The organism is Winogradskyella sp. (assembly GCF_013213975.1).
In the GTDB taxonomy this organism is placed as follows: Bacteria; Bacteroidota; Bacteroidia; order Flavobacteriales; family Flavobacteriaceae; genus Winogradskyella.
The window spans coordinates 1-22,498 of sequence record NZ_JABSST010000007.1; the positions used below are offsets into that span (position 1 = coordinate 1).

The 22,498-nt window shown below is 34.2% G+C and carries 21 protein-coding genes and 1 pseudogene; 8 read left to right on the plus strand and 14 right to left on the minus strand.

Annotated elements, in window-relative coordinates:
• The 6 genes from HRU49_RS01420 to HRU49_RS01445 all read left to right on the plus strand — a co-directional run.
• Positions 1-367: T9SS type A sorting domain-containing protein (locus HRU49_RS01420; protein WP_296353410.1), on the plus strand; the 367-nt coding region annotated here is incomplete at its 5' end.
• A 75-nt stretch (positions 368-442) separates the two neighbouring features.
• Entirely contained in the window at positions 443-1,435 is a 993-nt protein-coding gene (locus tag HRU49_RS01425) for a glycosyltransferase (protein ID WP_296353411.1), read from the plus strand.
• A gap of 9 nt (positions 1,436-1,444) precedes the next feature.
• Positions 1,445-2,401: a YbbR-like domain-containing protein gene (locus tag HRU49_RS01430; protein ID WP_296353414.1), complete on the plus strand. Its 957-nt coding sequence runs from the start codon at positions 1,445-1,447 to the stop codon at positions 2,399-2,401.
• A gap of 3 nt (positions 2,402-2,404) precedes the next feature.
• Positions 2,405-2,992: a dephospho-CoA kinase gene (gene coaE / locus HRU49_RS01435; RefSeq protein WP_296353416.1), complete on the plus strand. Its 588-nt coding sequence runs from the start codon at positions 2,405-2,407 to the stop codon at positions 2,990-2,992.
• Positions 2,993-3,065: 73 nt separating this feature from the next.
• Entirely contained in the window at positions 3,066-4,634 is a 1,569-nt protein-coding gene (locus HRU49_RS01440; protein WP_296353496.1) for a HAMP domain-containing sensor histidine kinase, read from the plus strand.
• 9 nt (positions 4,635-4,643) lie between these two features.
• Entirely contained in the window at positions 4,644-5,357 is a 714-nt protein-coding gene (locus HRU49_RS01445) for a response regulator transcription factor (RefSeq protein WP_296353418.1), read from the plus strand.
• A 33-nt stretch (positions 5,358-5,390) separates the two neighbouring features.
• Here HRU49_RS01445 and miaA read toward each other — a convergent pair whose 3' ends face one another.
• The 7 genes from miaA to HRU49_RS01480 form a co-directional block, all read right to left on the minus strand.
• On the minus strand, positions 5,391-6,293 hold the full coding sequence (gene miaA, locus HRU49_RS01450; RefSeq protein ID WP_296353420.1) for a tRNA (adenosine(37)-N6)-dimethylallyltransferase MiaA: 903 nt from the start codon (positions 6,291-6,293) through the stop codon (positions 5,391-5,393).
• Positions 6,286-7,155: an ion transporter gene (locus tag HRU49_RS01455; RefSeq protein ID WP_296353422.1), complete on the minus strand. Its 870-nt coding sequence runs from the start codon at positions 7,153-7,155 to the stop codon at positions 6,286-6,288. Before HRU49_RS01455 ends, miaA begins: the two co-directional genes overlap by 8 nt.
• 24 nt (positions 7,156-7,179) lie before the next feature.
• The gene (locus tag HRU49_RS01460) at positions 7,180-8,547 is read right to left on the minus strand and encodes an exonuclease domain-containing protein (protein WP_296353499.1); all 1,368 of its coding nucleotides are present in this window, start codon (positions 8,545-8,547) and stop codon (positions 7,180-7,182) included.
• Positions 8,548-8,560: 13 nt separating this feature from the next.
• Positions 8,561-9,232 carry a YggS family pyridoxal phosphate-dependent enzyme gene (locus HRU49_RS01465; RefSeq protein ID WP_296353424.1) on the minus strand — a complete coding sequence of 224 codons (672 nt, stop codon included), beginning with the start codon at positions 9,230-9,232 and terminating at the stop codon, positions 8,561-8,563.
• Positions 9,222-10,460, minus strand: coding sequence for a DUF1015 domain-containing protein (locus HRU49_RS01470; RefSeq protein WP_296353426.1), 1,239 nt, complete (start codon positions 10,458-10,460; stop codon positions 9,222-9,224). The genes HRU49_RS01465 and HRU49_RS01470 overlap by 11 nt, the downstream gene beginning before the upstream one ends.
• Before the next feature lie 60 nt (positions 10,461-10,520).
• On the minus strand, positions 10,521-11,411 hold the full coding sequence (locus HRU49_RS01475) for a 3-hydroxybutyryl-CoA dehydrogenase (RefSeq protein WP_296353428.1): 891 nt from the start codon (positions 11,409-11,411) through the stop codon (positions 10,521-10,523).
• Positions 11,412-11,494: 83 nt separating this feature from the next.
• A complete protein-coding gene (locus HRU49_RS01480) occupies positions 11,495-12,454 on the minus strand; it encodes a Gfo/Idh/MocA family oxidoreductase (RefSeq protein WP_296353430.1) in 960 nt (319 codons plus the stop codon).
• 143 nt (positions 12,455-12,597) lie between these two features.
• On the opposite strand from HRU49_RS01480, the gene HRU49_RS01485 reads away from it, so the two are divergent.
• Positions 12,598-13,239 carry a protein-L-isoaspartate(D-aspartate) O-methyltransferase gene (locus tag HRU49_RS01485; protein ID WP_296353432.1) on the plus strand — a complete coding sequence of 214 codons (642 nt, stop codon included), beginning with the start codon at positions 12,598-12,600 and terminating at the stop codon, positions 13,237-13,239.
• Here HRU49_RS01485 and HRU49_RS01490 read toward each other — a convergent pair.
• From HRU49_RS01490 to smpB, 4 genes are all read right to left on the minus strand, one after another.
• On the minus strand, positions 13,236-15,074 hold the full coding sequence (locus HRU49_RS01490; RefSeq protein ID WP_296353434.1) for a Xaa-Pro dipeptidyl-peptidase: 1,839 nt from the start codon (positions 15,072-15,074) through the stop codon (positions 13,236-13,238). The genes HRU49_RS01485 and HRU49_RS01490 overlap by 4 nt on opposite strands.
• A 100-nt stretch (positions 15,075-15,174) precedes the next feature.
• Entirely contained in the window at positions 15,175-16,104 is a 930-nt protein-coding gene (locus HRU49_RS01495; RefSeq protein WP_296353436.1) for a hypothetical protein, read from the minus strand.
• Between the two features lie 19 nt (positions 16,105-16,123).
• Positions 16,124-18,589, minus strand: a complete 2,466-nt coding sequence (locus HRU49_RS01500) for a DUF5686 and carboxypeptidase regulatory-like domain-containing protein (RefSeq protein ID WP_296353438.1) — start codon at positions 18,587-18,589, stop codon at positions 16,124-16,126.
• A gap of 150 nt (positions 18,590-18,739) precedes the next feature.
• Positions 18,740-19,198, minus strand: a complete 459-nt coding sequence (smpB, locus tag HRU49_RS01505) for an SsrA-binding protein SmpB (RefSeq protein ID WP_296353440.1) — start codon at positions 19,196-19,198, stop codon at positions 18,740-18,742.
• 99 nt (positions 19,199-19,297) lie between these two features.
• Between smpB and HRU49_RS01510 the strand changes: the two genes are divergently transcribed.
• Positions 19,298-20,074 (plus strand): DUF6503 family protein, encoded by a 777-nt coding sequence (locus tag HRU49_RS01510; RefSeq protein ID WP_296353443.1) that lies wholly within the window; start codon positions 19,298-19,300, stop codon positions 20,072-20,074.
• On the opposite strand, the gene HRU49_RS01515 is transcribed toward HRU49_RS01510, so the two are convergent.
• The 3 genes and pseudogenes from HRU49_RS01515 to deoC form a co-directional block, all read right to left on the minus strand.
• Positions 20,060-20,950 carry a histidine phosphatase family protein gene (locus HRU49_RS01515; RefSeq protein ID WP_296353444.1) on the minus strand — a complete coding sequence of 297 codons (891 nt, stop codon included), beginning with the start codon at positions 20,948-20,950 and terminating at the stop codon, positions 20,060-20,062. The genes HRU49_RS01510 and HRU49_RS01515 overlap by 15 nt on opposite strands.
• A 105-nt stretch (positions 20,951-21,055) precedes the next feature.
• A pseudogene (locus tag HRU49_RS01520) lies at positions 21,056-21,526 on the minus strand (purine-nucleoside phosphorylase); the annotation flags it as partial.
• A 218-nt stretch (positions 21,527-21,744) separates the two neighbouring features.
• Complete coding sequence (gene deoC / locus HRU49_RS01525; protein WP_296353445.1) at positions 21,745-22,407, minus strand: deoxyribose-phosphate aldolase; 663 nt, start codon at positions 22,405-22,407, stop codon at positions 21,745-21,747.
• Between the last annotated feature and the right edge of the window lie 91 nt (positions 22,408-22,498).

Genomic DNA, 22,498 nt, shown 5'->3' on the forward strand with positions numbered 1-22,498 from the left:
AGGTAATGCTAATGTAATTGACTACATAAAAGTGAAATGGCTTAGTGGAATTGAGGATATTATTTATAACGTTTTGCCAAACCAGATGCTTACTGTTGTTGAAGGAAGTGTTTTATCAACTGATGATGTAAGTCCTAATAATCAATTAAGATCTTTTCCAAATCCTGTTAGTGGTTATCTGACCATTCGTGCTCATGATAATATTAATTCTGTGACTATTTATGATTTATTTGGAAGAATAGTATTGTCTCATCATGCGTTCAATTCCTTTGTAGAAGTAAACTTGGCATCCATTAGATCCGGAACATACTTTGCAAAGGTTGATTTTGCTGAAACAACTAGTAGTTTTCGATTCATAAAAAAATAATCGTCTTGTTGTTTTGCTCAAATTAATATAAAGAATTTGAGGTCCCTTTAGTTACCTTTGCGTTTTAATTGTATTATGCATTTTTCATTTATAGTTCCTGTTTATAATCGACCAGAAGAAATAAGAGAACTTCTTGAAAGCTTCTCAAATTTAGAGGGTGATTTTAACTATGAGATTGTTATCGTTGAAGACGGATCCTCAGAGACTTCAGAGGCTGTTGTTAATTCGTTTAGAGAACAGTTGCATATTTCCTATTATTTTAAATCCAATACAGGACCTGGTGATTCTAGAAATTTTGGAATGAAAAAAGCCGAAGGTGATTATTTCATAATTCTTGATTCTGATGTTATTCTGCCTTCAAACTATTTAATTGAAGTTAATGCTTTCTTATCCAAAACATATTATGATTGTTTTGGAGGGCCAGATGCGGCCCATGATTCATTTACAAACCTTCAGAAGGCTATAAATTTTGCGATGACCTCATTTATAACAACAGGTGGTATACGAGGAGGAAAACAGCAAGTCGAAGATTTTCAGCCAAGAAGCTTTAATATGGGTTTATCCAAAAAAGCATTCTTAGATACAGGAGGGTTCGGAACCATTCATCCTGGAGAAGATCCAGATTTATCTTTAAGATTATTAAAGAAAGGATATAAAACCACATTGATTAGAAGCGCCTTTGTTTTTCATAAACGACGAATCTCTTGGTCTAAATTTTATAAGCAAGTGAATAAATTTGGTAAAGTGAGACCTATTTTAAATCAATGGCATCCAGAATCTAAAAGTCTGGTCTATTGGTTTCCTACACTGTTTGTTTTTGGGCTACTGGCTGCGATTGTATTTGCAGGCTTAAAGATATGGTTGCCTCTTTACATATTTGGTTTTTACTTTGCTACAGCTTTTGTCTTGTCTCTTTTAGCCACAGGTAATGTAATAGTTAGCATTCAAGCTATAATAGCCATTATTGTTCAGTTTTTTGGTTATGGTTATGGTTTCTTGAAATCTACCCTTAAATTAGTAGTACTTAAACAAGAACCAAAGAAGGCATTTCCAGATTTGTTCTTTTAAATTTAACTTTTGAAAGGTAATAGTAACTTTAAAATATCAGAATATATACAGCGGCGCAATGTAAAACGCTTCAGTATATTTTTGAGTATGGCCTTTTTATTTCTTGTCATTTCTAAACTCTCTAATGACTATAACCAAAGTATTAAGCTGAAAATACAGCTAACCAATGTAGACGATGAAATCATTATTGTGAATGATTCTTTAAATTATCTAGATGCCGTTGTCCAAGCAAAGGGGTTTTCTTTGGTGCCCTTTTTATTTAAAGATTACAAATTAATTTTAATAGATGCGGATAAGGATGTTTCTACTTTTCAGAATCTTTATTTATTTGATGTTAGACGACATAAATTCTTAATAGAGCGTCAACTAAGTAAATCCTATAAAATATTATCATTAAAACCAGATTCATTATTTGTGACTTACACAAAACGTGCTTCCAAATTTGTGCCTGTGGTTTTAAACAAGGATATTGAATTCTCACCTGGGTACGATATATTTGGTACACATCAATTAAATGTTGATTCTGTTAAAATTGTTGGTTCTGAGAATAAAATTAGGGAGGTGTCAAGAGTAGTTACTGAGGAGCTGAGGCTGAGCGATGTAAAAAATACTATAAATCAGACCTTGCGCATAGAAAAAATCCCTGACATTGATATTTTTCCAAAACAAGTGAATGTGTCTGCTGAGGTTATGAAATTTACTGAAGGAACAATAGAATCGTCTATAGCCATTGTAAACAAGCCATCTGAGTTAGAGATTAATTACTTTCCAAAAAATGTCACTATTTCTTATTACGTAGATTTAGATAACTTTAAATCTGTACAAGCATCTGATTTTAAGGTTGAATGCGATTTTGCTTTGCTTGAAGAAGGTCAATCGTTTTTTATTCCCAAAGTTGTTAAAAAGCCAGACTTTGTAAAACGCGTGGTTTTAAAACAAAAGCGAATAGATTTTATTAAACTATAAGTAATGATAATTATAGGGTTAACTGGCGGTATAGGAAGTGGAAAAACAACAATTGGTCAACGTTTTGCATCATTTGGTGTGCCTGTTTACATAGCAGATGATGAAGCCAAAACATTAATGAATCGATCGAAAGTTATAAAACGAAAATTGATTGCGTTGTTTGGGCCGTTGGCTTACGTTGATGACAAACTTAACAGACCATATTTAGCATCTCAAATATTTAATGATACATCACTCTTATCAAAAATGAATGCTATTGTCCATCCTAAAGTAGGTGCCCATTTTAGACGATGGTTAAAAAAGCAAGATGCACCTTACATCATTAAAGAGGTTGCAATAATTTTTGAAAATAACTTAGAACACCAATATGACTATATCATTTCAGTTGTGGCAGATAAAGAATTACGAATTGAACGTGTTATAAGGCGGGATAATTCGAGTAAAGAAAGGGTAGAGTCCATTATGAGAAACCAACTTCCTGATTCTTATAAAATTGAAAAGTCGGATTATGTGATCTATAATAATGATTTAGAGTTGGCCTATTTTCAGGTCGAAGAAATTCATAAGGAAATTCTTAAAATGGCAAAGTAATCTTCGTCTATCCTTTTGTTAATGTAAGGTTAAACATAATTTATGCTAAATGTTAAAATGTTAAATTTGGATGATGGGTAAAAAGCTATTCATCTTATTAGTAGTATTAATGAGTCTGTCGCTCATTGGTATAATTTTTGTACAATCGTTTTTTATTAATAATACATTAAAAAATGAAGAGAAGAATTTTACTTTAAGCGTTAAACGTGCATTAAGCTTTGTGTCTAGGGATATTGAAGAAATGGAATTGAGAAATTATATTCTCAAAATCCAACCTTATCTCAACAAAAATTCAGTCGCGGATTCCACAAGTATTCGTCAGCTTTTAATTACTACGGAAGATGATATAAACGATAAAACAATAGTTCATCGTAACACCGTTTTAGAAGAACGCTTTAAAGTCCCTTCATTGTTCTTTGAAATCGATGCTGACAGCTTTAATATAAGTAAATTAACCAACGAGCGTGTTAAAGAGACTTATGATAATTCGCAGTTAGATAGAAATAGTCGCATAGCACCTGTAGAACGTGTAATTGAGTATTCCTCAATGCCTGCCTTAGATAGACAGATGTTTGAAGATACATTTAAGGATTTTTTAAAAGATGTGCCTATCTATAAGCGAATAACTTCTTTAGAGGTTCAAGTTCATTTAGAACGCGAACTGAAAAAAGAAGGGGTTAATCTAGGTTTTGAATTTGCCATATATGACGATGATTTAGCGACTAATGTGTTTACTGAAAATTTCGAAAAGTCAAATGCTTATTATGGGGTTCCAATTTTTATGGATAATAATAATGAAAGCAGCTATACTTTATGGGTAGATTTTCCGCAAAGGAAAAAGTACTTATTATCCTCTATATTATGGATGATTGTATTGTCAATAATTTTTACGGGAATTATAGTATTAGCTTTTTCTAGTGCAATCCACCAATTGATCAAACAGCGCAAAATATCGCAGATTAAAACAGATTTTATCAATAATATGACGCATGAGTTTAAAACACCAATTGCTACAATTAATTTGGCCTTAGACGCTATTAAAAACCCTAAAATTATAAGTGATCAAGACAAAGTTAAGCGCTATTTAGGTATGATAAAGGACGAAAATAAACGTATGCATGCCCAAGTAGAAAATGTTTTACGAATCTCCAAGTTAGAAAAAAATGAACTAAATATCAGTAAGGAACGGCTTAAATTACACGACTTAGTTGAAGATGCTATAACCCATGTAAATTTAATTGTTGAGGATAGAAACGGTTATGTGAAAACGCATTTAAACGCTGCCAAATCATCGGTATTGGCTAACGAAACACATTTTACAAATGTGATCGTCAACATTTTGGATAATGCTATAAAGTATTCGGAAGATGAACCAAAAATTGATGTTTATACAGAAAATATTGGTAACAATGTTATTTTAAAAATTGCAGATCAGGGTAATGGTATGTCAAAGCAAGTTGCCAAGCGTGTGTTTGAAAAATTTTATAGAGAACATACAGGTAACGTTCATAATGTAAAAGGACACGGACTAGGTTTAGCCTATGTTAAAAGAATAGTTGATGACCATCAAGGTCACATATCAGTTGAGAGCGAAAAAGGAAAAGGTAGTACTTTTATAATAAAGCTACCTCTAATATCATAAAAACGAACCATGGAAGAACAAAACAAAAAAATTCTTTTAGTTGAAGACGATCCAAATTTTGGAACTGTTTTAAAAGATTATCTAATGATGAACGATTACGATGTTGTGCATGCCAAGAATGGTATGGAGGGATTTGAAAAGTTCAAAAAAGACGATTATGATCTTTGCATTTTAGACGTAATGATGCCTTATAAGGATGGATTTACTCTTGCCAAAGAAATACGTGAAAAAAATACGGATGTACCAATTATCTTTTTAACAGCTAAAGCTATGAAGGAGGATGTTCTTAAAGGGTATAAAGTTGGTGCTGACGATTATCTCAATAAACCATTTGATAGTGAAGTCCTGTTGATGAAAATTAAGGCTATTATGCAACGTAAAGCCACAGATTCTGTTGTTGATAGCAAACAATTCGAATTTAAAATTGGACGTTTTGACTTAAATTCTAAATTAAGATTTTTGAAATTTGATGGCGGTAAACCAATAAAGTTATCACCTAAAGAGAATGAATTGCTTCGTCTTTTGGCGTTGCATGAAAATGATCTAATGCCACGTGAATTGGCTTTAACTAAAATTTGGCGAGACGATAACTATTTTACCTCCCGTAGCATGGATGTATATATCGCAAAACTTCGTAAATATTTAAAACCAGATGCTAAGGTGGAAATCTTAAATATTCATGGGGAAGGCTTTAGATTAGTAATTAATGGGGGAGAGAGCTAAATAAAATATAAATCCGACGTAAAGTCGGATTTTTCATGCGTTTTTTTCGATATAATATATAATATCCTTAATATCTACTTGGTAATCGAACCATTTGGTGTCCTTATTTTTTCTGAACCAAGTTAATTGACGCTTAGCAAATCGTCTGGTATTTTTCTTTATTTCAGAGATGGCAAATTCTAGTGTGTCTTTACCGTCAAAATATTGAAATAGTTCCTTATATCCAACGGTGTTTAAAGCGTTAAGATGTTTATAGGGTAGCAGTCGTTCAACCTCTTCAACGAGTCCATTTTCTACCATAATATCAACACGTTGGTTAATTCTTTCATAGATTAGGCTTCTCTCTGCGTCTAGTCCAATGGATAAGGTTTTAAAATCTCTATTTTTATTTGTATTGGTTAAGAATGAAGAATAAGGCTTTCCAGTTCCAAGACATATTTCTAAAGCACGCAAGAGGCGCTGCGGATTATAAATAGCAATAGTGTTATAAGATTTTGGGTCTAATGCTTCTAATTGATCTTGAAGTGGCTTTAACCCATTTTGTGCCAGTTCAGAGTTTAATTTTTCTCTTATTGATGAATCTACATCTGGGAAATCATCTAGTCCATTGGTTACAGCTTTAACGTACAGACCCGAACCGCCAACCATAATAGCATATGGATTCTCTTGGTGAATTGTCTTAATTTGCCTAATAGAATCTCGTTCAAAATCACCAACAGAATATGGCTCTGTTATTGATTTATGCTGAATAAAATAATGCGTTGCTGAATTTAATTCTTCTAAAGAAGGTACAGCAGTTCCAATATTCATTTCTTTAAAAAACTGACGTGAATCTGCAGATACTATATCAGTATCAAAACATTGTGCGAGCTTTATACTTAATGCTGTTTTGCCTATGGCCGTAGGTCCAACAATGGAAATTAATGTTTTAGTCATAATGTAATTTACAGCCACATTTATGACAATATTCAGCACCATCTTGGTGTTTTTCGGTGAGGCAATTTACGCAGCATTGGGTATTAAGAACAACTGATTTTAATTGCTCCTTTTCTTCTTTGGTTTGTTGCTTCTCTCCACCAACAGCTTTTGTATACTCTGCAGATACAATTCCTGTAGGTACAGCAATAATCCCATAACCTAAAATCATAATAAAGGTGGCAATAAATTGTCCTAAAGGTGTCACTGGTGCGATATCTCCAAATCCTACGGTGGTTAGTGTGACAATACACCAATATACACTTTTTGGGATATTGGTAAAGCCATTTTCTTCACCTTCAACTAAATACATGATAGTTCCAAAAATTACAGACGCAATGAGAACAGCAAAGAGAAATACAGCAATTTTTGCGCGACTTGCCTTTATAGCATTAGCCAGTTGATTGGAAGCTCCTAAGTAACGTGCTAATTTTAAAATTCTGAAAACACGTAATAATCGTAATGCTCTTAATGCAGCAAGAGCCTGGGCACCTCCTAACATTAAGGATATGTATTTAGGTACAGTCGACAAGAAATCTACAATACCATAAAAACTAAATATATATTTAAACGGTTGCTTAACAGAAACAATCCTAGCAATATATTCGATAGAAAATAGGATCGTAATTACCCATTCTGAAACATTTAAAAAATCATGGTGTTTGGCATCAAAACTATTGATGCTTTCTAGCATAACAATAACTATACTCGCAAGTATTGTAATTAATAAGATAACATCAAAGAGCTTGCCAGCAGGTGTGTCTGCTTCGTAAATAATTTCATGAAGTTTTGAACGCCAATTGTGTTTAGTCGTTTGTTCCATAATTTAAAAATACAAAACTAATGTTTACTTGTTCAAATCAACCACTTTTAAACGCTTGTTACTACGCATGTAGCTTTGTATGATATGTTGCGTATCGCGATTATTATCCATGTAGGTAATTAAAGATTCTAATATTTCTTGATTGTTGATCTGATGGTTTAAATCAAAAAAACCGATGCCCTGAAAAACACCATCTTTAATTAAAACGACGCTCTTTTCCTCAATATCTCTACCACGATCTATCAGAATCATGTTTTTATTTTCGTAGCTGTTTTTAGCTATTAAAGCCTCAACTCGCTTGTTGTAGTCTTCTGGATTTTCGTTACCGATACAAGCGCCAGCGCACTCTTTTATGTCGTAATTAAAACAGCTATTTTCTGTTTTTTCATAACCACAAAGTTTATGACATAGTTCGTACATCTCAATCATTCTATTCATAAAAGATACACCTCCTTTTCGATTGGCGAACGTTGTGATTGGGTTTTCATTCTTTCTAATGGGGCCTATACGCAGATTAATATACCCTTGGTCATCTCTAAAACTGTAAAGACCTTGAGTAAACTTATTTCGTTTTAAAGCGCGATTAAGAATAGGTTTATTCAACTTTATCTCTTCACTTTCTTTAAGTAAGGCTATAAGTTCACTTCCTGTCTTTTCATAGGTGACTGAAGCCACAAGAGTCTGGATTTTTTTAGATTTAGAATTCTTATTAGTAAAATGTTGAGTAATACGTTTTCTAATATTGTTACTCTTTCCAATGTATATAATATTACCGCGCTCATCATGAATATAATAGACACCAGTATCACTTGGTAAATCTTCAATAATCGTTTTTAGATTAGAAGACATTTTAGACTTCTTTTCTATTTTTACCGCGTTCTTAATGATCTTTTTGTCACTGTCTTTATTCATCAACAGCTTAAATAGTTTAACTGTTGCTAACGCGTCACCATTAGCACGATGTCTGTCACTTACAGGAATGCCCAAAGCACGAGTTAATTTACCTAAGCTGTAGGACTCCATATCTGGAATAAGCTCTTGAGAAAGCTCTACAGTGCACAAGGTTTTACGCTTATATGGGAAACCTAAACGATTAAATTCTGTCTTTAAAATTCGATAGTCAAAATCGGCATTATGAGCAACAACGATGCAGTCTTCGGTGATTTCAATAATACGCTTAGCAACCTCATAAAATTTAGGCGCATTTTTCAGCATATTAGAATTAATACCAGTGAGATTAACAACAAAAGGTTGTATCTCACGTTCAGGATTTACGAGAGAAATAAATTGATCTGTGACTTCATGACCATCAAAGCGGTAAATTGCAATTTCAGTTATCCCTTCTTCATTATACTTTCCGCCAGTAGTCTCTATGTCTAATATTGCGTAGATACTTAATTTTCTTTTAATTAGCGTAATTTCTTGCTCCAAAGATACTACTTCCAACCCTTACCATGGTACTTCCACAATTAATGGCTAATTGATAGTCTCCACTCATGCCCATTGAAATTGTTTCGAGATTGCAATTATATGAATGATAAGACTTGAGTCTGTTAAAAGTTGAGTTTAGAAAATTAAACTCACCTTTTATTTGCTGCATATTATCAGTGAATGTAGCCATACCCATTAAACCTGTGACATTAATGTGTTTTAGTTCTGAAAATTGATCTGATTGGAGTAGCACAGAAGCCTCATTAGCCGACATGCCGAATTTACTATCTTCTTCTGCAATTTTTATTTGAAGTAAACAATTAATAATACGATTGTATTTCTTAGCATGTTTATCAATTTCCTTTAAAAGCTTAATGCCATCTACACCATGAATTAAATCGACGAATTCTGCCATGTATTTAACCTTGTTACGTTGTACATGACCAATCATGTGCCATTTAATATCCTTTGGCATGTCTTGATACTTTTCTGCCATTTCCTGGATTTTATTTTCACCAAATATGCGTTGTCCAGCATCATAGGCTTCCATTAAATCACTAATAGGCTTTGTTTTAGAAACAGCAACTAGTGTTACGTGTTCTGGAATCGAGGATTGTATTTTATTTAAATTGTCTTTAATACTCATAAATGGTAATTGCACTTCTTAATTTAGGTAATATATAAGTACTCTTTGGGGGCATTTTTAAACCTTCTTCTGCGATTTGTTTTATAGCACCAACCGTTGCAGGACACATACCAAAACCAACCTTAAAATCTCCGCTATCTACACTTGATTTTATGGTAATCATTTCGTGCTGCCCATTTACATATTCAATGCGGTTGTCATTTCGTAAATCTTCTATACCTAGCAACGGCTGTAAAATGGTCTTATAGAGTAATTGTGCATCTAACTGATCTAAAGCATTATTAAATTGGTAATTCGCTTTTCTTAAGTAGAGGGAGTAAAATTCACCATCAAGATACATACTGAAATGATGGGGTTTAGATGGTGTATATGGTATTTTACCTCTATTGGTTATGCGGTAATTTTCGTCAAGTTTAATCAAAAATTCTTCCTTAGTAAGTCCATTTAAATCTTTAATTAGTCTGTTAAATTCATGAATGACTAAATCCGATTCAGGAATGAGATAGGACATGAAAAAATTATAAGACTCAGTGCCGTTATGATTGGTGTTTTTTTCTTTTTCATCTTTGTATAAAAGATAGGAAGAGGAAGATCTGTGGTGGCCATCGGCAATGTAGATGGTTTCCATATTTCTGAATTCATCCTCAATACTTTTGAGAATTTTTTCATCATCAATCTTCCATAGATAATGTGTGTCTCTGTAGGTCATTGTAAATTCAAACTCAGCATGACCTTTTTGAGCCTCTTTTATGATTTGAGCAAGTAAGGCATTATCTGGATAGGTTAGCAACACAGGTTCTGCATTAAAGCCTACGGTCTGTATATAGGTTTTAAAAGTTTGCTCTCGTTTTGCAATAGTATCTTCATGTTTTTTTATCACATCGCGCTCATAATCTTTGGCACTCGTAGTTGCAATAATCCCATTGAATTCTTGCCCATGCCTATTTACAATCTTGTAAACATAAAAACTAGGCTTTTCATCTTGAACAAAAACTCCATCCTCCTTAAATTCCAGATATCTGTTCTTTACGAGTTTGTAACGCTCATTTCCAGTAACTTCTTGAGCATACTTGTATCCTGGGTTGACAATATGAAGAAAACTATACGGATTATAATCCATACGCGATTCTCGTTCATCCACTGTATAACTCTGATAAGGTCGTGCAGCCACTAAGCCAACTATGGCTCTTGTAGGGCGCACTGCTTTAAAAGGTTTAACTATTGCCACGTATTGAATATTAGGTTACTTAAGGATGAAGAACTTAATCTTGAACGGAATAAATATTGCTTAACTTTTAAATTGTTTAGAGACTTTCTCTGCTTTGCGACTCTCTGAGTAATCATAGAATCCTTCGCTGGATTTAACTCCTAACTTACCAGCTCTTACCATATTAACTAAAAGCGGACATGGAGCATATTTAGGATTTTTAAATCCGTCATACATAACATTTAAAATTGATAAACAAACATCTAAGCCAATAAAATCTGCTAATTGTAAAGGTCCCATAGGATGCGCCATACCTAATTTCATTACCGTATCGATTACTTGAACTCCTGCTACACCGTTGTAAAGCGTTTCTATAGATTCGTTAATCATTGGCATCAATATTCTATTAGCAACAAATCCAGGATAGTCATTCACCTCAGTTGGTATTTTGCCTAAAGTGGACGATAATTCCATTATAGTCGTTGTAACGTCATCACTGGTGCTATATCCACGAATAATTTCTACCAACTTCATTATTGGTACTGGGTTCATAAAGTGCATTCCAATAACCTTTTCTGGTCTATTGGTTACAGCAGCAATTTGAGTAATTGATATTGAAGAGGTATTCGTTGCTAAAATTGTTGCTTCATCGCAAAGTTCATCTAATTCTTTGAAGATTTTTAGTTTTAAATCTACATTCTCAGTGGCAGCCTCAACTACGAGTTCTACACCAGAGATGCCTTGAGCCATATCAGTAAAAGTTGAAATATTGCCCAAAGTAGCTTGCTTGTCTTCTTCAGTAATTTTTTCTTTAGCCACCATGCGATCTAAATTTTTAGAAATGGTTGCTAAACCTTTATCTAAAGATGCTTGGCTAATATCTATAAGTTGTACTTTAAATCCTGATTGCGCAAAGGTGTGGGCAATTCCATTTCCCATAGTTCCGGCTCCAATAACAGCGACGTTTTTCATTGAATTTTTATTTCATTCCCACGAAAGTGGAAATCAGTTAATTTAATTTTATTTGGTATTGTAATATTCCCACTTTGCGAGAATTAAAACTGATTAATAATCATGGTTGCTACACGTAATGCTTCTGTTCCATCATGTAAGGTTACAATCGGTTTAGTGTCTGTGTTGATAGCATCTGCGAAGGTTTCCAATTCATCAAGAATAGCATTGTTGTTTTCAATTTCTGGATTATCAAAGTAGATCTGTTTTTTTACACCTTCAGCATTTTGAAGAATCATATCGAAATCTCCTGGTTGCTCGGGTGCATCCTTCATTTTAACAACTTCACACTTCTTCTCCAGAAAATCAACTGAGATATAGGCATCTTTTTGAAAGAACCTTGTTTTTCGCATATTTTTGAGTGAGATCCTACTCGCTGTTAAATTAGCAACACATCCATTTTTGAACTCGATGCGTGCATTAGCAATGTCTGGGGTGTCGCTTACTACAGCGACTCCACTAGCAGAAATGTGTTTGACAGGAGAATTAACAACACTGAGAATGATATCGATGTCATGAATCATTAGATCCAAAACAACAGGAACATCAGTGCCACGAGGATTGAATTCTGCTAAGCGATGCGTTTCGATAAACATTGGGTTTTCAATTTTATCTCTTACCGCAATAAATGCAGGATTGAAACGCTCTACATGACCAACCTGACCTTTAACACTATGTTCAGCAACTAGAGTTCTGATGGTTTCTGCTTCTTCAACAGTATTAGTAATAGGCTTTTCAATAAAAATATGTTTGCCTTTATTTATGGCCTTTTTAGCGCAATCGTAATGCGAAAGGGTTGGAGTTACAATATCAACAACATCAACAGCATCAATTAAAGTATCAATAGAATCAAAGTAAGTGTAACCAAATTCCTCTACAACACGTTTTGCGTTTTCTGGGTCGGCATCATAAAAACCGACAAGATCATATTTTGACGATTGATTAAGTAATCTGAGATGGATTTTACCAAGGTGACCAGCACCAAGAACACCAGCTTTTAGCATGTTTTTCAGTTTTAAACAAAAATAGGCGTTTTGCTTTAAAAATTTAAAAAAGAAAATATAAAAAACTGAGAATTCAATAATTGAAATTAGGGATTGGAATTTGCTGTTCTTTGGGTTAATTTAGCATTAAACTAAACTAAGATTTGAAAGATACATTTAAGCATAAAGGCATGCGTCAGCAACTCGTTGATGTGCTGGCGACTAAGGGTATAAAAGACAAAGCTGTCTTGAATGCCATAGGTAAGATTCCGCGTCATCTTTTTATGGATTCTGGATTCATAGATCATGCCTATGTAGATAAGGCATTTCCGATTGCTGCAGATCAAACAATTTCACAGCCATACACCGTCGCTTTTCAGTCTGAGTTATTACAAATTCAACCTGGACATAAGGTTTTGGAGATAGGCACTGGAAGTGGATATCAATGTGCTGTACTTATAGAATTAGGTGCTAAAGTTTACAGTATCGAACGCCAACAAGAGTTGTTTAAAAAAACGTCTAAGTTTTTACCTAAAATAGGCTATAGAGCTAAAAAGCTCATCTTTGGCGATGGCTATAAAGGACTCGAGGAAGAAGCACCTTTCGATAGTATAATTGTAACAGCAGGTGCACCATTTGTGCCTAAGCCATTATTGAGTCAAATTAAAGTTGGTGGACGTCTTGTGATTCCTGTTGGAGACGATGTTCAAACTATGACGCTATTCATCAGAAAAGGAGCTAAAGCCTTTGAAAAACACGAACTAGGTGAATTCCGATTTGTGCCTTTGCTTCAAGATAAAAATTAGTCTGTTAATTTCTTAAAGGCTTCTTCACCACCGACTATTGGAAGGCTAAGATATGTTTTATCTAATTCTATGGTTAACTCAGTGCCTGGCTTTGGGTGTATAGTGTATTCCTGATCACTCGAAAAAATCATTAGGCCAATCTGTTGTCCCGCTTTTATTACTTGGTCATCTGGTTGAAGCTCAAAAGTTAAGGTGTACGATTTGCCAGGAATTAAGTCTTCTTCGTCAGTTAGTGATTTATAATTTTTAGGGTCTGCCCAACCTCTAGTTATGACATTATCTGTAATCTTAACATTACTGCCTTCGTTCCAAGGTAAAGACACTAACCAAACCGAAAGATTAGCAGCTGGTTTATTACTAGATAATGTAACCGTTATTTTTGGAACACCTGAAATATGTAAGTCTCCCTTAAGTTTTCGTGTTACGTATAGTAATCTGTTTTTAGACGATTTTGACTTAGCTAAATCGCTACCAGTAAAGGACACATCATCAATTAAAGTTTCACCAATTTCTTCGCCTTCGTTTAAGATTAAGTCACCAGCAGTATTGCCACCAGAACCAAAATTTAAAGTAACCTCCTGTGCATCTGGATTAGGATAATCTAAATAGGCTGTTGGTGATTGTCTATCATCATTTTCTCTAACAATGTAGGCTTTATATTGTTCTTTATCTACACCATTATCTACACCATGTAAATATTTGGTAAACCATTTATTCATCATTGAAGTAGGTGGTGGACCTCCGTGTCCATTTTGATGATAATAAATTTGATGTGGTAAACCTTTCTCTTTAGCAGCTTTGTAAATTCTGTAGCTGTGCTCTGGCATTACGTTCCAATCATTAAAGCCATGAGACATTAAAAGCGCAGCTTTCATGTTAGCCATCTGATTTAAATAGTCTCTAGCTGCCCACCAATCGTTGAGATCGCCGGTTTGACGATCCATGTTATCCATCATCTCGGTGTCTCTAACAACTCTATTATTTCGAACACGCTTATCTTCATCACCACTATGAACAAAGTCGTATAGCACATCAATATCCTCGCCTAAGTAACCTCCTGGTGAACGCACCAAGCCATTAGATCGGTAATAATGATAATAAGAGGTGTTTGGTGCAATTGGAATAATCACTACCAGACCTTCAACACCTGTAGTAGCCGCCGCTAAAGGTAAGGTGCCGTTATAGGAAGTTCCTGTCATACCAACTTTACCGGTAGACCATGTTGCTTCAACTTCGTCATTACCATCGCGCTCAGTATAGCCCTTTGCGCGTCCACACAACCAGTCTATCACAGCTTTAGGTGCTAATGATTCATTTTTACCGCCAATAGTCGGTGCACCGTCAGAATATCCCGTACCTGGAGAAGATGAATGCACTATTACATAACCTCTTGGTAGCCATTTTTTGATATGCGAATAGGAAATCATTGGTCTTGGTGCAGCTTTTCGTTCTACTTCTGGATGTACGCGTTCTTCAGATTTGCCGCCAAGTTCTCGTTTTACATCCCACATAGAGCCAGGTAAATCTTGTGCTACACCGGCAAAATAAGGACTCGTAATATAAATTATAGGTAATTTTAAATCTTCGGTTTCAGTTTGCTTGGGTCTGCTTACAGACACATGCATGCGGTCTAAATCACCATCGCCATCAGAGTCAAATTCAGTTTCTACCCAAAGATCATGATGTACCCAATCCTCAGGATTATTAAAGGCTTCAACAATCTGTGCTTCTCCATTTTCAAAAACTGGAGCTGCTTTTTCTATAGTGTCTTGAGCCTTACTAAATAATGAAACGACTAAAGCTAAGACTAAATTTAATTTTAATTTTAGTGACATGATGGTTTTTGTTTTCTTTTGCTAAAAATAAGGCCTATAGTTAAGTCCTCAAATACTTTAAGAAAAGTTTGATAGTCTGCTCTATAAATATGACTGAATGCTAACCTCTAGGTAAGTAGGTTTCTGGAATTGGATGTTCTGCTGATTCTTGCATCCAATAGATGTTAATGATCCACCAACGCGCGCCATCATTCATCAGTTGAATGCTATTAATACCGCGCATAAATGGTTCTTCGTCAGTTTTACTTCTGTAAGACTCATACGTACTAAAGACGTGGGTAATATTCCCAAAGGTTTCTACTTTTCGGTTGAGTTCAACCTCATGAAATCCGTTTTTTAACAACCATTTTCCTGAAGAGTTGATATAGTCTTGTGGTGTCATATATCGTGCTATGTGCTTTCCTTCTTTAGTTTTGCCTGTTGGTATGAGTTTGGCATCTTTATGAAAGAGATGCTTAAATAAGTCCCAATTGCGCTCAACTCCTACATCACCTGAAATAACTGTATATAGAGTGGCGATAGTGCTATCTAGTGTGGCGACATTCTGAGAATAATCTTTTTCCTGAGTTTGAGTTTTATTAAAATCCTCTAATCTTTTAAATTCGGTTTTAACACGATTTTTATGACTTTTAGAATTAAGTCTTTCGTTCAGGGAAGAATTAGAATAGTCAAGATATATAAGGCCTGAACAAAGTCCTATAGAATATTTATCATTTGTTTTTTTTGAATACGCTATTAATCTCGTTCCTTCAGGAATAAAAATAGAGCAAGTTGATAGATTTTTAGTATTACCATTCACGCCATGAATAAAGATGGATTCAATAGAGTTTCCCTTATATAGTTTATTGATTTTAATATCAGCTTTATATTGCTGATGATCATTTTCAGAGTCATAATTTTTTAAAATCAATATATCTGCAATAAAATCAGCTTGTTCTATTTTTTCATTATCAAGAAATTCTTTACAATCACATGCATTAACATGATATGAAAGAATGAAACCAAACAATAAAGTAATCGTTGATCGCATTTTAAATTTTTATATAAAGTTAAAAGAATTTTAACCCAAACAAAATGGCATCGCTTTGAAATCCTCCTTGGTAAGATCTAACATAATCAACTCTTAAGAATCGCCATTTTCTCCAGCCAATATTATCTATTCCTATGCTCAACTCCTGATAAGGCTTAAAATCTGGAGTTGAAAGTAAATGCGCTCCTACAACCAAATTAAAATTAAGTTTATTTAATAACGGTACTTTTCCTAACAAGAATCCATTAAAGTCATGTTCCGCGTGAGCTTCAAAATAAGAATCATTAGTACTGCCTGTATAATATGGTAAGTTGTTAAAGACATTGGTGTAGTTACCTGCAGTACTTACATGAGTCTGGTTACCATTAAAATGTTGAAAATCCATAAAGGCGATGTTTTCTGCATTAAAGAACTTTCCGGCTCTTAGATTATAACTAAAGCGGCCTTTGTCGGCAATATTAAAAGACTGATACAAGCGTGCTTTAACCTGATCAAAATTATAGTCGCTATTTGTTGCACCAAATCCTTTTTCATAACTCAGTACTAAGGTTGGATACTTATCATTTCTAATATTAAACTTACTATCTGGATAGTTTAAATATTCCTGACCAAAATTGATTCTTGCTGTTATATTAGATTTAATGATATTATGAGTTTCGAATGGTACAATGCCAAAAGCGGCTTCATTAAGCGGATTATTACTGGTGTATGCATCTGAATCATCGTTAATAAAAACTTGATCCGTAGTATTAAAAAGCGCTTTACGGCGTTCGTAAGCTAATTGCCCGTATAGTCTAACTCCATTAAAAATCTCTTCAGAATAATTAAGTTGCAGATAACTCTTATCGTAAAGCTTCATGTAATTATCTTCAAAAAACAAGGTACTAATTGAATTTATAAGGGGTGTAATAGGATTTGACGGATTAAACTGTTCCGTTCTTACTCCACCAGATAGACTTAAAATACGTCGGTTGGTGTTGTTGAATTTATAGCTTAATGCACCTGTTGCCCTGAGGCGATCGTCGGAAAATCCATATTGAAAACTTGCACTCGCACTGAAATATCGTCTAAATTCGTCATAGCGCTTTGTATAAAAAAGATTGGCTTTAGCAGTATAGCCTTGAACCGTATTGAACTGTATCCCATTTAACGGTAAATTATATCCAAAACTATAATTCTTATGCGAATTTTGGTATGTATAGCCTAGGATATCACCAGGTTTAAATTTGTTATTTGCTTGGTCTATAGAATCTAGGTAAGGCTTTGATTCTCTTATAAGCTGAATACTGTCTTTTTTAATGTAATCTGTGCGCTCTTCAACCGTTAACGGAACAGGTCTAATAGATTTCCAAAATACAGAGTCTTTATTATTGGCTTCATCTTCAAAAGCCACAAGTTCTTTATTAAAATCTTTTTTACTAAGTCCAGAATTGAAGGCGTAATTACTATAAACAGCGGTAAAGCGTCCATCTCCTTTAATCCCTAAAAATTTATATTTAAAATCAATACTTTGAGAAATTACCGCCCAAATATCAATGGCATCAGAATAAGAAAAACTTTGCTTTAACGTAATAGCATCTACTGCTGGAATTCTAGCCTGAACACCAGTGATATCCAGTTCTAGTGCATAAATAGACCATTTTTCTTCAACGATATATATAAATCCTGAAAAGACGGGGTCGTTATCTCTTTTTGGCGTAACCTTTACCTTATTAATTAAATTTCCAAGCTCATCATAAAAGACTCCTTCTAATTGGTAACGATAATACCCAAAGGCGTTATTGGCAATTGGCGAAATGATTTCATTACCAAATTCTACTGTATTATTGTAAAAATTGTAATCCACATCAATAGCATTGTTAAAGCTAAACCCCTTGTTGTCGCCACTGACCTTTGATGCTGTAATTTTTTCCTTGAGTTTATCTGGTCTTAAAAACTTAATTTTAGAAATGGTCTCAGATAAATAAATAATCCCGCTTCTTGTAGAATCTAAGCCACCTCCAAGGTCCCCAAGCTCGCGTCCCAATATTTTTTCTGGCGCATCCTTAATTCTTATGAGTCCACGTGAGTAAAAATCGGCTTTGTAAGAATTAATTTTTTCTAAATTTTCTTTGCGCTTAGCAATAGCATTACGCATTATGACATTCGCTGGATTATTTTCAGCGTCGACCACAACTTCTCCAAGAGAAACCGATTCTTCTTCTAAACTTATATTAATTTCGTATGGAAATTTGTCTATAGCTACTTTTTTCTTTACCGTCTTATACCCCAAATAAGTATAAACAATAGTATAGGTTTTAGGATCTGTAATATTAAGCTCATAGTAACCATCGTCGTTACTAGTGGTTCCTTTATAGGTGTTTTCGATTAGGATATTTACAAATGGAAGTGGCTTTCCCTTTGAATCTGTGATGGTTCCAATAATTTGAGATGAGGCAATTAGGCTAAAAGTTGCAAATAAGACACTGAGTAATGTTCTGTTCATTCTGTTTGATTGATGGTTATTTATTCTATAGCATTGCGTAAAGCAACATACTACTTTCTTATATAGACGCAATTATATGACGAATAGTTGCCTGTAATGTTTCAAACATATATGAAAAAATAAAAGAGTGACGTTAGAGGAATCTTAAACTTATCGGAAACTTTTCTTAATTCGGTCTAAGTTTCGCTTATTATCTCGGTCCTTTATGGTTTCGCGTTTGTCGTACAGTTTTTTACCCTTTCCTAAGGCTATCTCGAGCTTTGCGAGTCCTTTTTCATTAATAAATAGTCGCAGTGGAATTATAGCATTACCCTTAACATTAACTTCCCTTTCTAGTTTTTTAAGTTCACGTTTATTGAGTAATAGTTTGCGTTCTGCTTTAGGCTTATGATTGTAATAATTACCAAAGGCATACTCTTCTATGGTCATATTAATTACAAAGAGTTCACCACGATCATTGAATTCGCAAAAACTCTCGGCAATGGAGGCTTTACTCCCTCTAATAGATTTTATTTCAGTGCCAGTAAGCACAATTCCAGCAGTATTTTTATCTAATATCTCATACTGAAATTTCGCTTTCTTATTAAGTATGTTGACCGTTTTTTGCATTAAGGGCAAAGATAGAAAGAAAGTTAGAAGTTATGCTTAAAAAGTTGCAGTGTGTAATCAATTCTTTAGTTTTACGACTTTGGATTTAGATAATATGAAATGAAATATTTTAGACTTCTTTTATGCGGATTATTGATTTTAAGTTGTAAACAGGAACAACAAGTTATAACCTTAACTGCAATGGATATCGTAAATAAGTCTATTGCTATTTCTGGCGGTAAACAGATTAGTAATTCTGCAATTGACTTTACGTTTAGAGATAAAGCTTACATCGCAACTAGAGAGCAAGGCAAATTTAGTTTGATGAGACTTAGCGGTGATGATAGTACTGGAATTATTATTGACGAATTGAATAACGTTGGATTTACAAGACGCATAGGTGCTCATAAAAACGGTAAATTCGAAACTGTTCATGTTGCAGATTCTATGATTCCAAAGTATTCTGCCTCTGTAAATTCTGTGCATTATTTCTCTGTATTACCTTATGGTCTCAACGATGAAGCTGTTAATAAATCGTTGCTTGGTGAAGAACAGATTAAAGGCAAGACATATTATAAAGTTAAAGTAACATTTGATAAGGAAGGTGGTGGGGAGGATTTTGAAGATGTATTTATCTATTGGATTGATAACATTACTTTTAAAGTGGATTATCTTGCTTATTCCTATAATGAAGAGGATGGTAAGGGTATGCGTTTTAGAGAAGCTTTTAACGAAAGATATATTGAAGGTATTCGTTTTGTAGATTATAACAACTATAATTCTCAGGATTCACTGGTTACACTTTCTGAATTAGGGAAATCCTTTAATAATGACCAACTTCAGCAATTATCTAAAATAGAACTTGAAGCAATTACTGTCGATCTAATCAATTTTTAAAAGCGTAGAGGTTTTTTCCTTTTCAGTTACTGTTACAATGTACAAGTTGGAGTTGTTATCCTCAGAGATTTGATCGTACTTTTTTTCTCCCAATAAGGCATTAGTAAGCATTGGGGTGCTATTGCTATGACCAACAATTAAAACAGTTTTACCTTTTGTCTGCTTTAAAAATTCTTTAGAATTCAGATTTCTGGGATTATAATATGTAATCTTAAGGTCTTTTGCTTTAGCTGTCGGAGTTGCAGTTTCCTTTGTTCTAAAATAATTAGTAGAATAGACCATATCAAAATTTACATCTTTCAGAATATTTGCCCAATTTTTGGCGCGTTTTTGACCTTTTTCAGTCAAATGTGGATCTCTATTAGTTTTGTCAGATTGGTCTTTTTCAGCATGCCGTATTAAATAATAGGTTGTGGTTTTAGACTCTGTTTTGTATTCTTTAAGAAAAGGCCCTTCCCATATCACCTGTTCTATCATCCATTTGTCATTGTCTTTAGAGAGTAATACATAATCAATGCCCCAACTCGCAATTACCTTCGCGGAAGCAACATGATTTCCAATATCAAGTACGTCAACAGTTCTAATTTTATTCTCGTCACGGGAGCGACCTTCATCTTTCATGCGTTGCACAAAATCCATTGCTTTATCATAGCTCATATGCGCATAGTATTCATAAGCTCCCGTCTCTTTGTTTTTCCAATATCCAAATTTGTTAAGCCTAGGTTTAATGGCTTCTTTTAATTTGGTAGTATCACCCTTATAGAAGGCATCTATATAAGTGTTAAGCGTAGTCTCAATTTGAGCCTGATCTGACTTGTCTTGAGAAAAGGAATAAAATGAAATTAATACGAAGAGCGAAAGTAATAGGGATTTCATGATGAGTGTGATTGGTTATTACACTCAAAAATAGGATAGATAAGCTGTTTTCTTTTAAAAAGTATGTTAAATAAGTTAAGCGAATTTTAAGGCAATTGCAATCATTTACTTGAACGTGGTTTCGCGTTCTTTGCTTGTGTTGGGGTTTCCAGTAACTAAGCAGTCTGAGATGGTGAGAATGGCCAGTGCATTGATATTGTGTCTAGTAGCCACAAGGTATAAACCAGCGGCTTCCATTTTTACACAAGGCACACCAACTTTGGACCACTCTTTATAAGGCTCTCTACCATCTTCATAAAACGCGTCAGAGGATAAGAGGTTATCAGTTTTTAAAAGTATTTGTTTTTTTACAATTTTAACAGCCTTAATCATTAAGCTAAAATCTTCTGTTGGTGCATAATCTAAACTTCCAAATGGCAGTACATTAACTCCTGAAGTAGAGCATACGGCCATTGCTAAAATAGCATTTCTATGTTTTATATCTTTTGGACAGGAACCAACACTTTCAGCTCGCATACAATTTTTAAAACCAAAATTTACGATTAATTCGTTCGTATAAATGGATATGTTAGGTAGACTTAGGCCTGACCATAGTTAAAATAAGTTGGCCATTATAAGTCTCTATATAGCCTGACATACCTTGGATTTCATTGGAGCAAAATGGGTTTTCAAAAAAGTTTCCGCTATCCATTGAGAGTGCAGAGGATCTACTGGTAATAAAATAGTTTCTCCAATGTCGTCTTTTCTGGCACTGATGTATAAACTGATATTATAAAATTACATAAACCTGAATACTAATAACTTGAAGCGGACGTGATATTTTGCATCATGGTAACACCTGAAGACGTACCAATTCTATGCACTCCAACTTCAATGTATTTTAAGGCTGTTTCTGCATCTTTGATCCCACCTGAGGCTTTAATTTTAAGCTGGTCTTTAACGCTTTTCTTCATGATTTTTACTGCAGTTAACGTTGCGCCACTTTTAGAGAAGCCTGTTGAGGTTTTTACAAAATCGGCTTTGGCATCGATACAGATTTCACATGCTTTGACGATCTCGTTTTTGGAGAGCTCGCTTATTTCAAAAATTACTTTAAGAGGTGTAAGTCCTATAGCGCGTTTTACATCACTAATATCTTTTAAAACCGCTACGTAGTTTTTGCTTTTTAAGCGACCAATATTCATTACCATATCAATTTCGGCGGCACCTTGCTCTATAGCCTGGGTGGCTTCAAATATTTTTGCTTGTGTAGACATTGCACCTAATGGAAAACCTACAACAGTACATACCTTAACATCAGAGTTACCAAGAGCTTGTTTCGCAAAAGGTACATAACTGCTATTAACACAAACAGAATAAAAATTGTGTTTTAATGCCTCTTCACAAAGATTAAGAATATCAGCTTCAGTCGCGGTTGGACTAAGGAGTGTATGGTCTATATATCTATTTAACTTCATGTATTTATAAGTAGGGTTTTGACAAAAAAATAACTATAGAATCCCCTTACATTTTTTGAGGGAAGTCTAGACAAGATTTAAATTGTCTTAA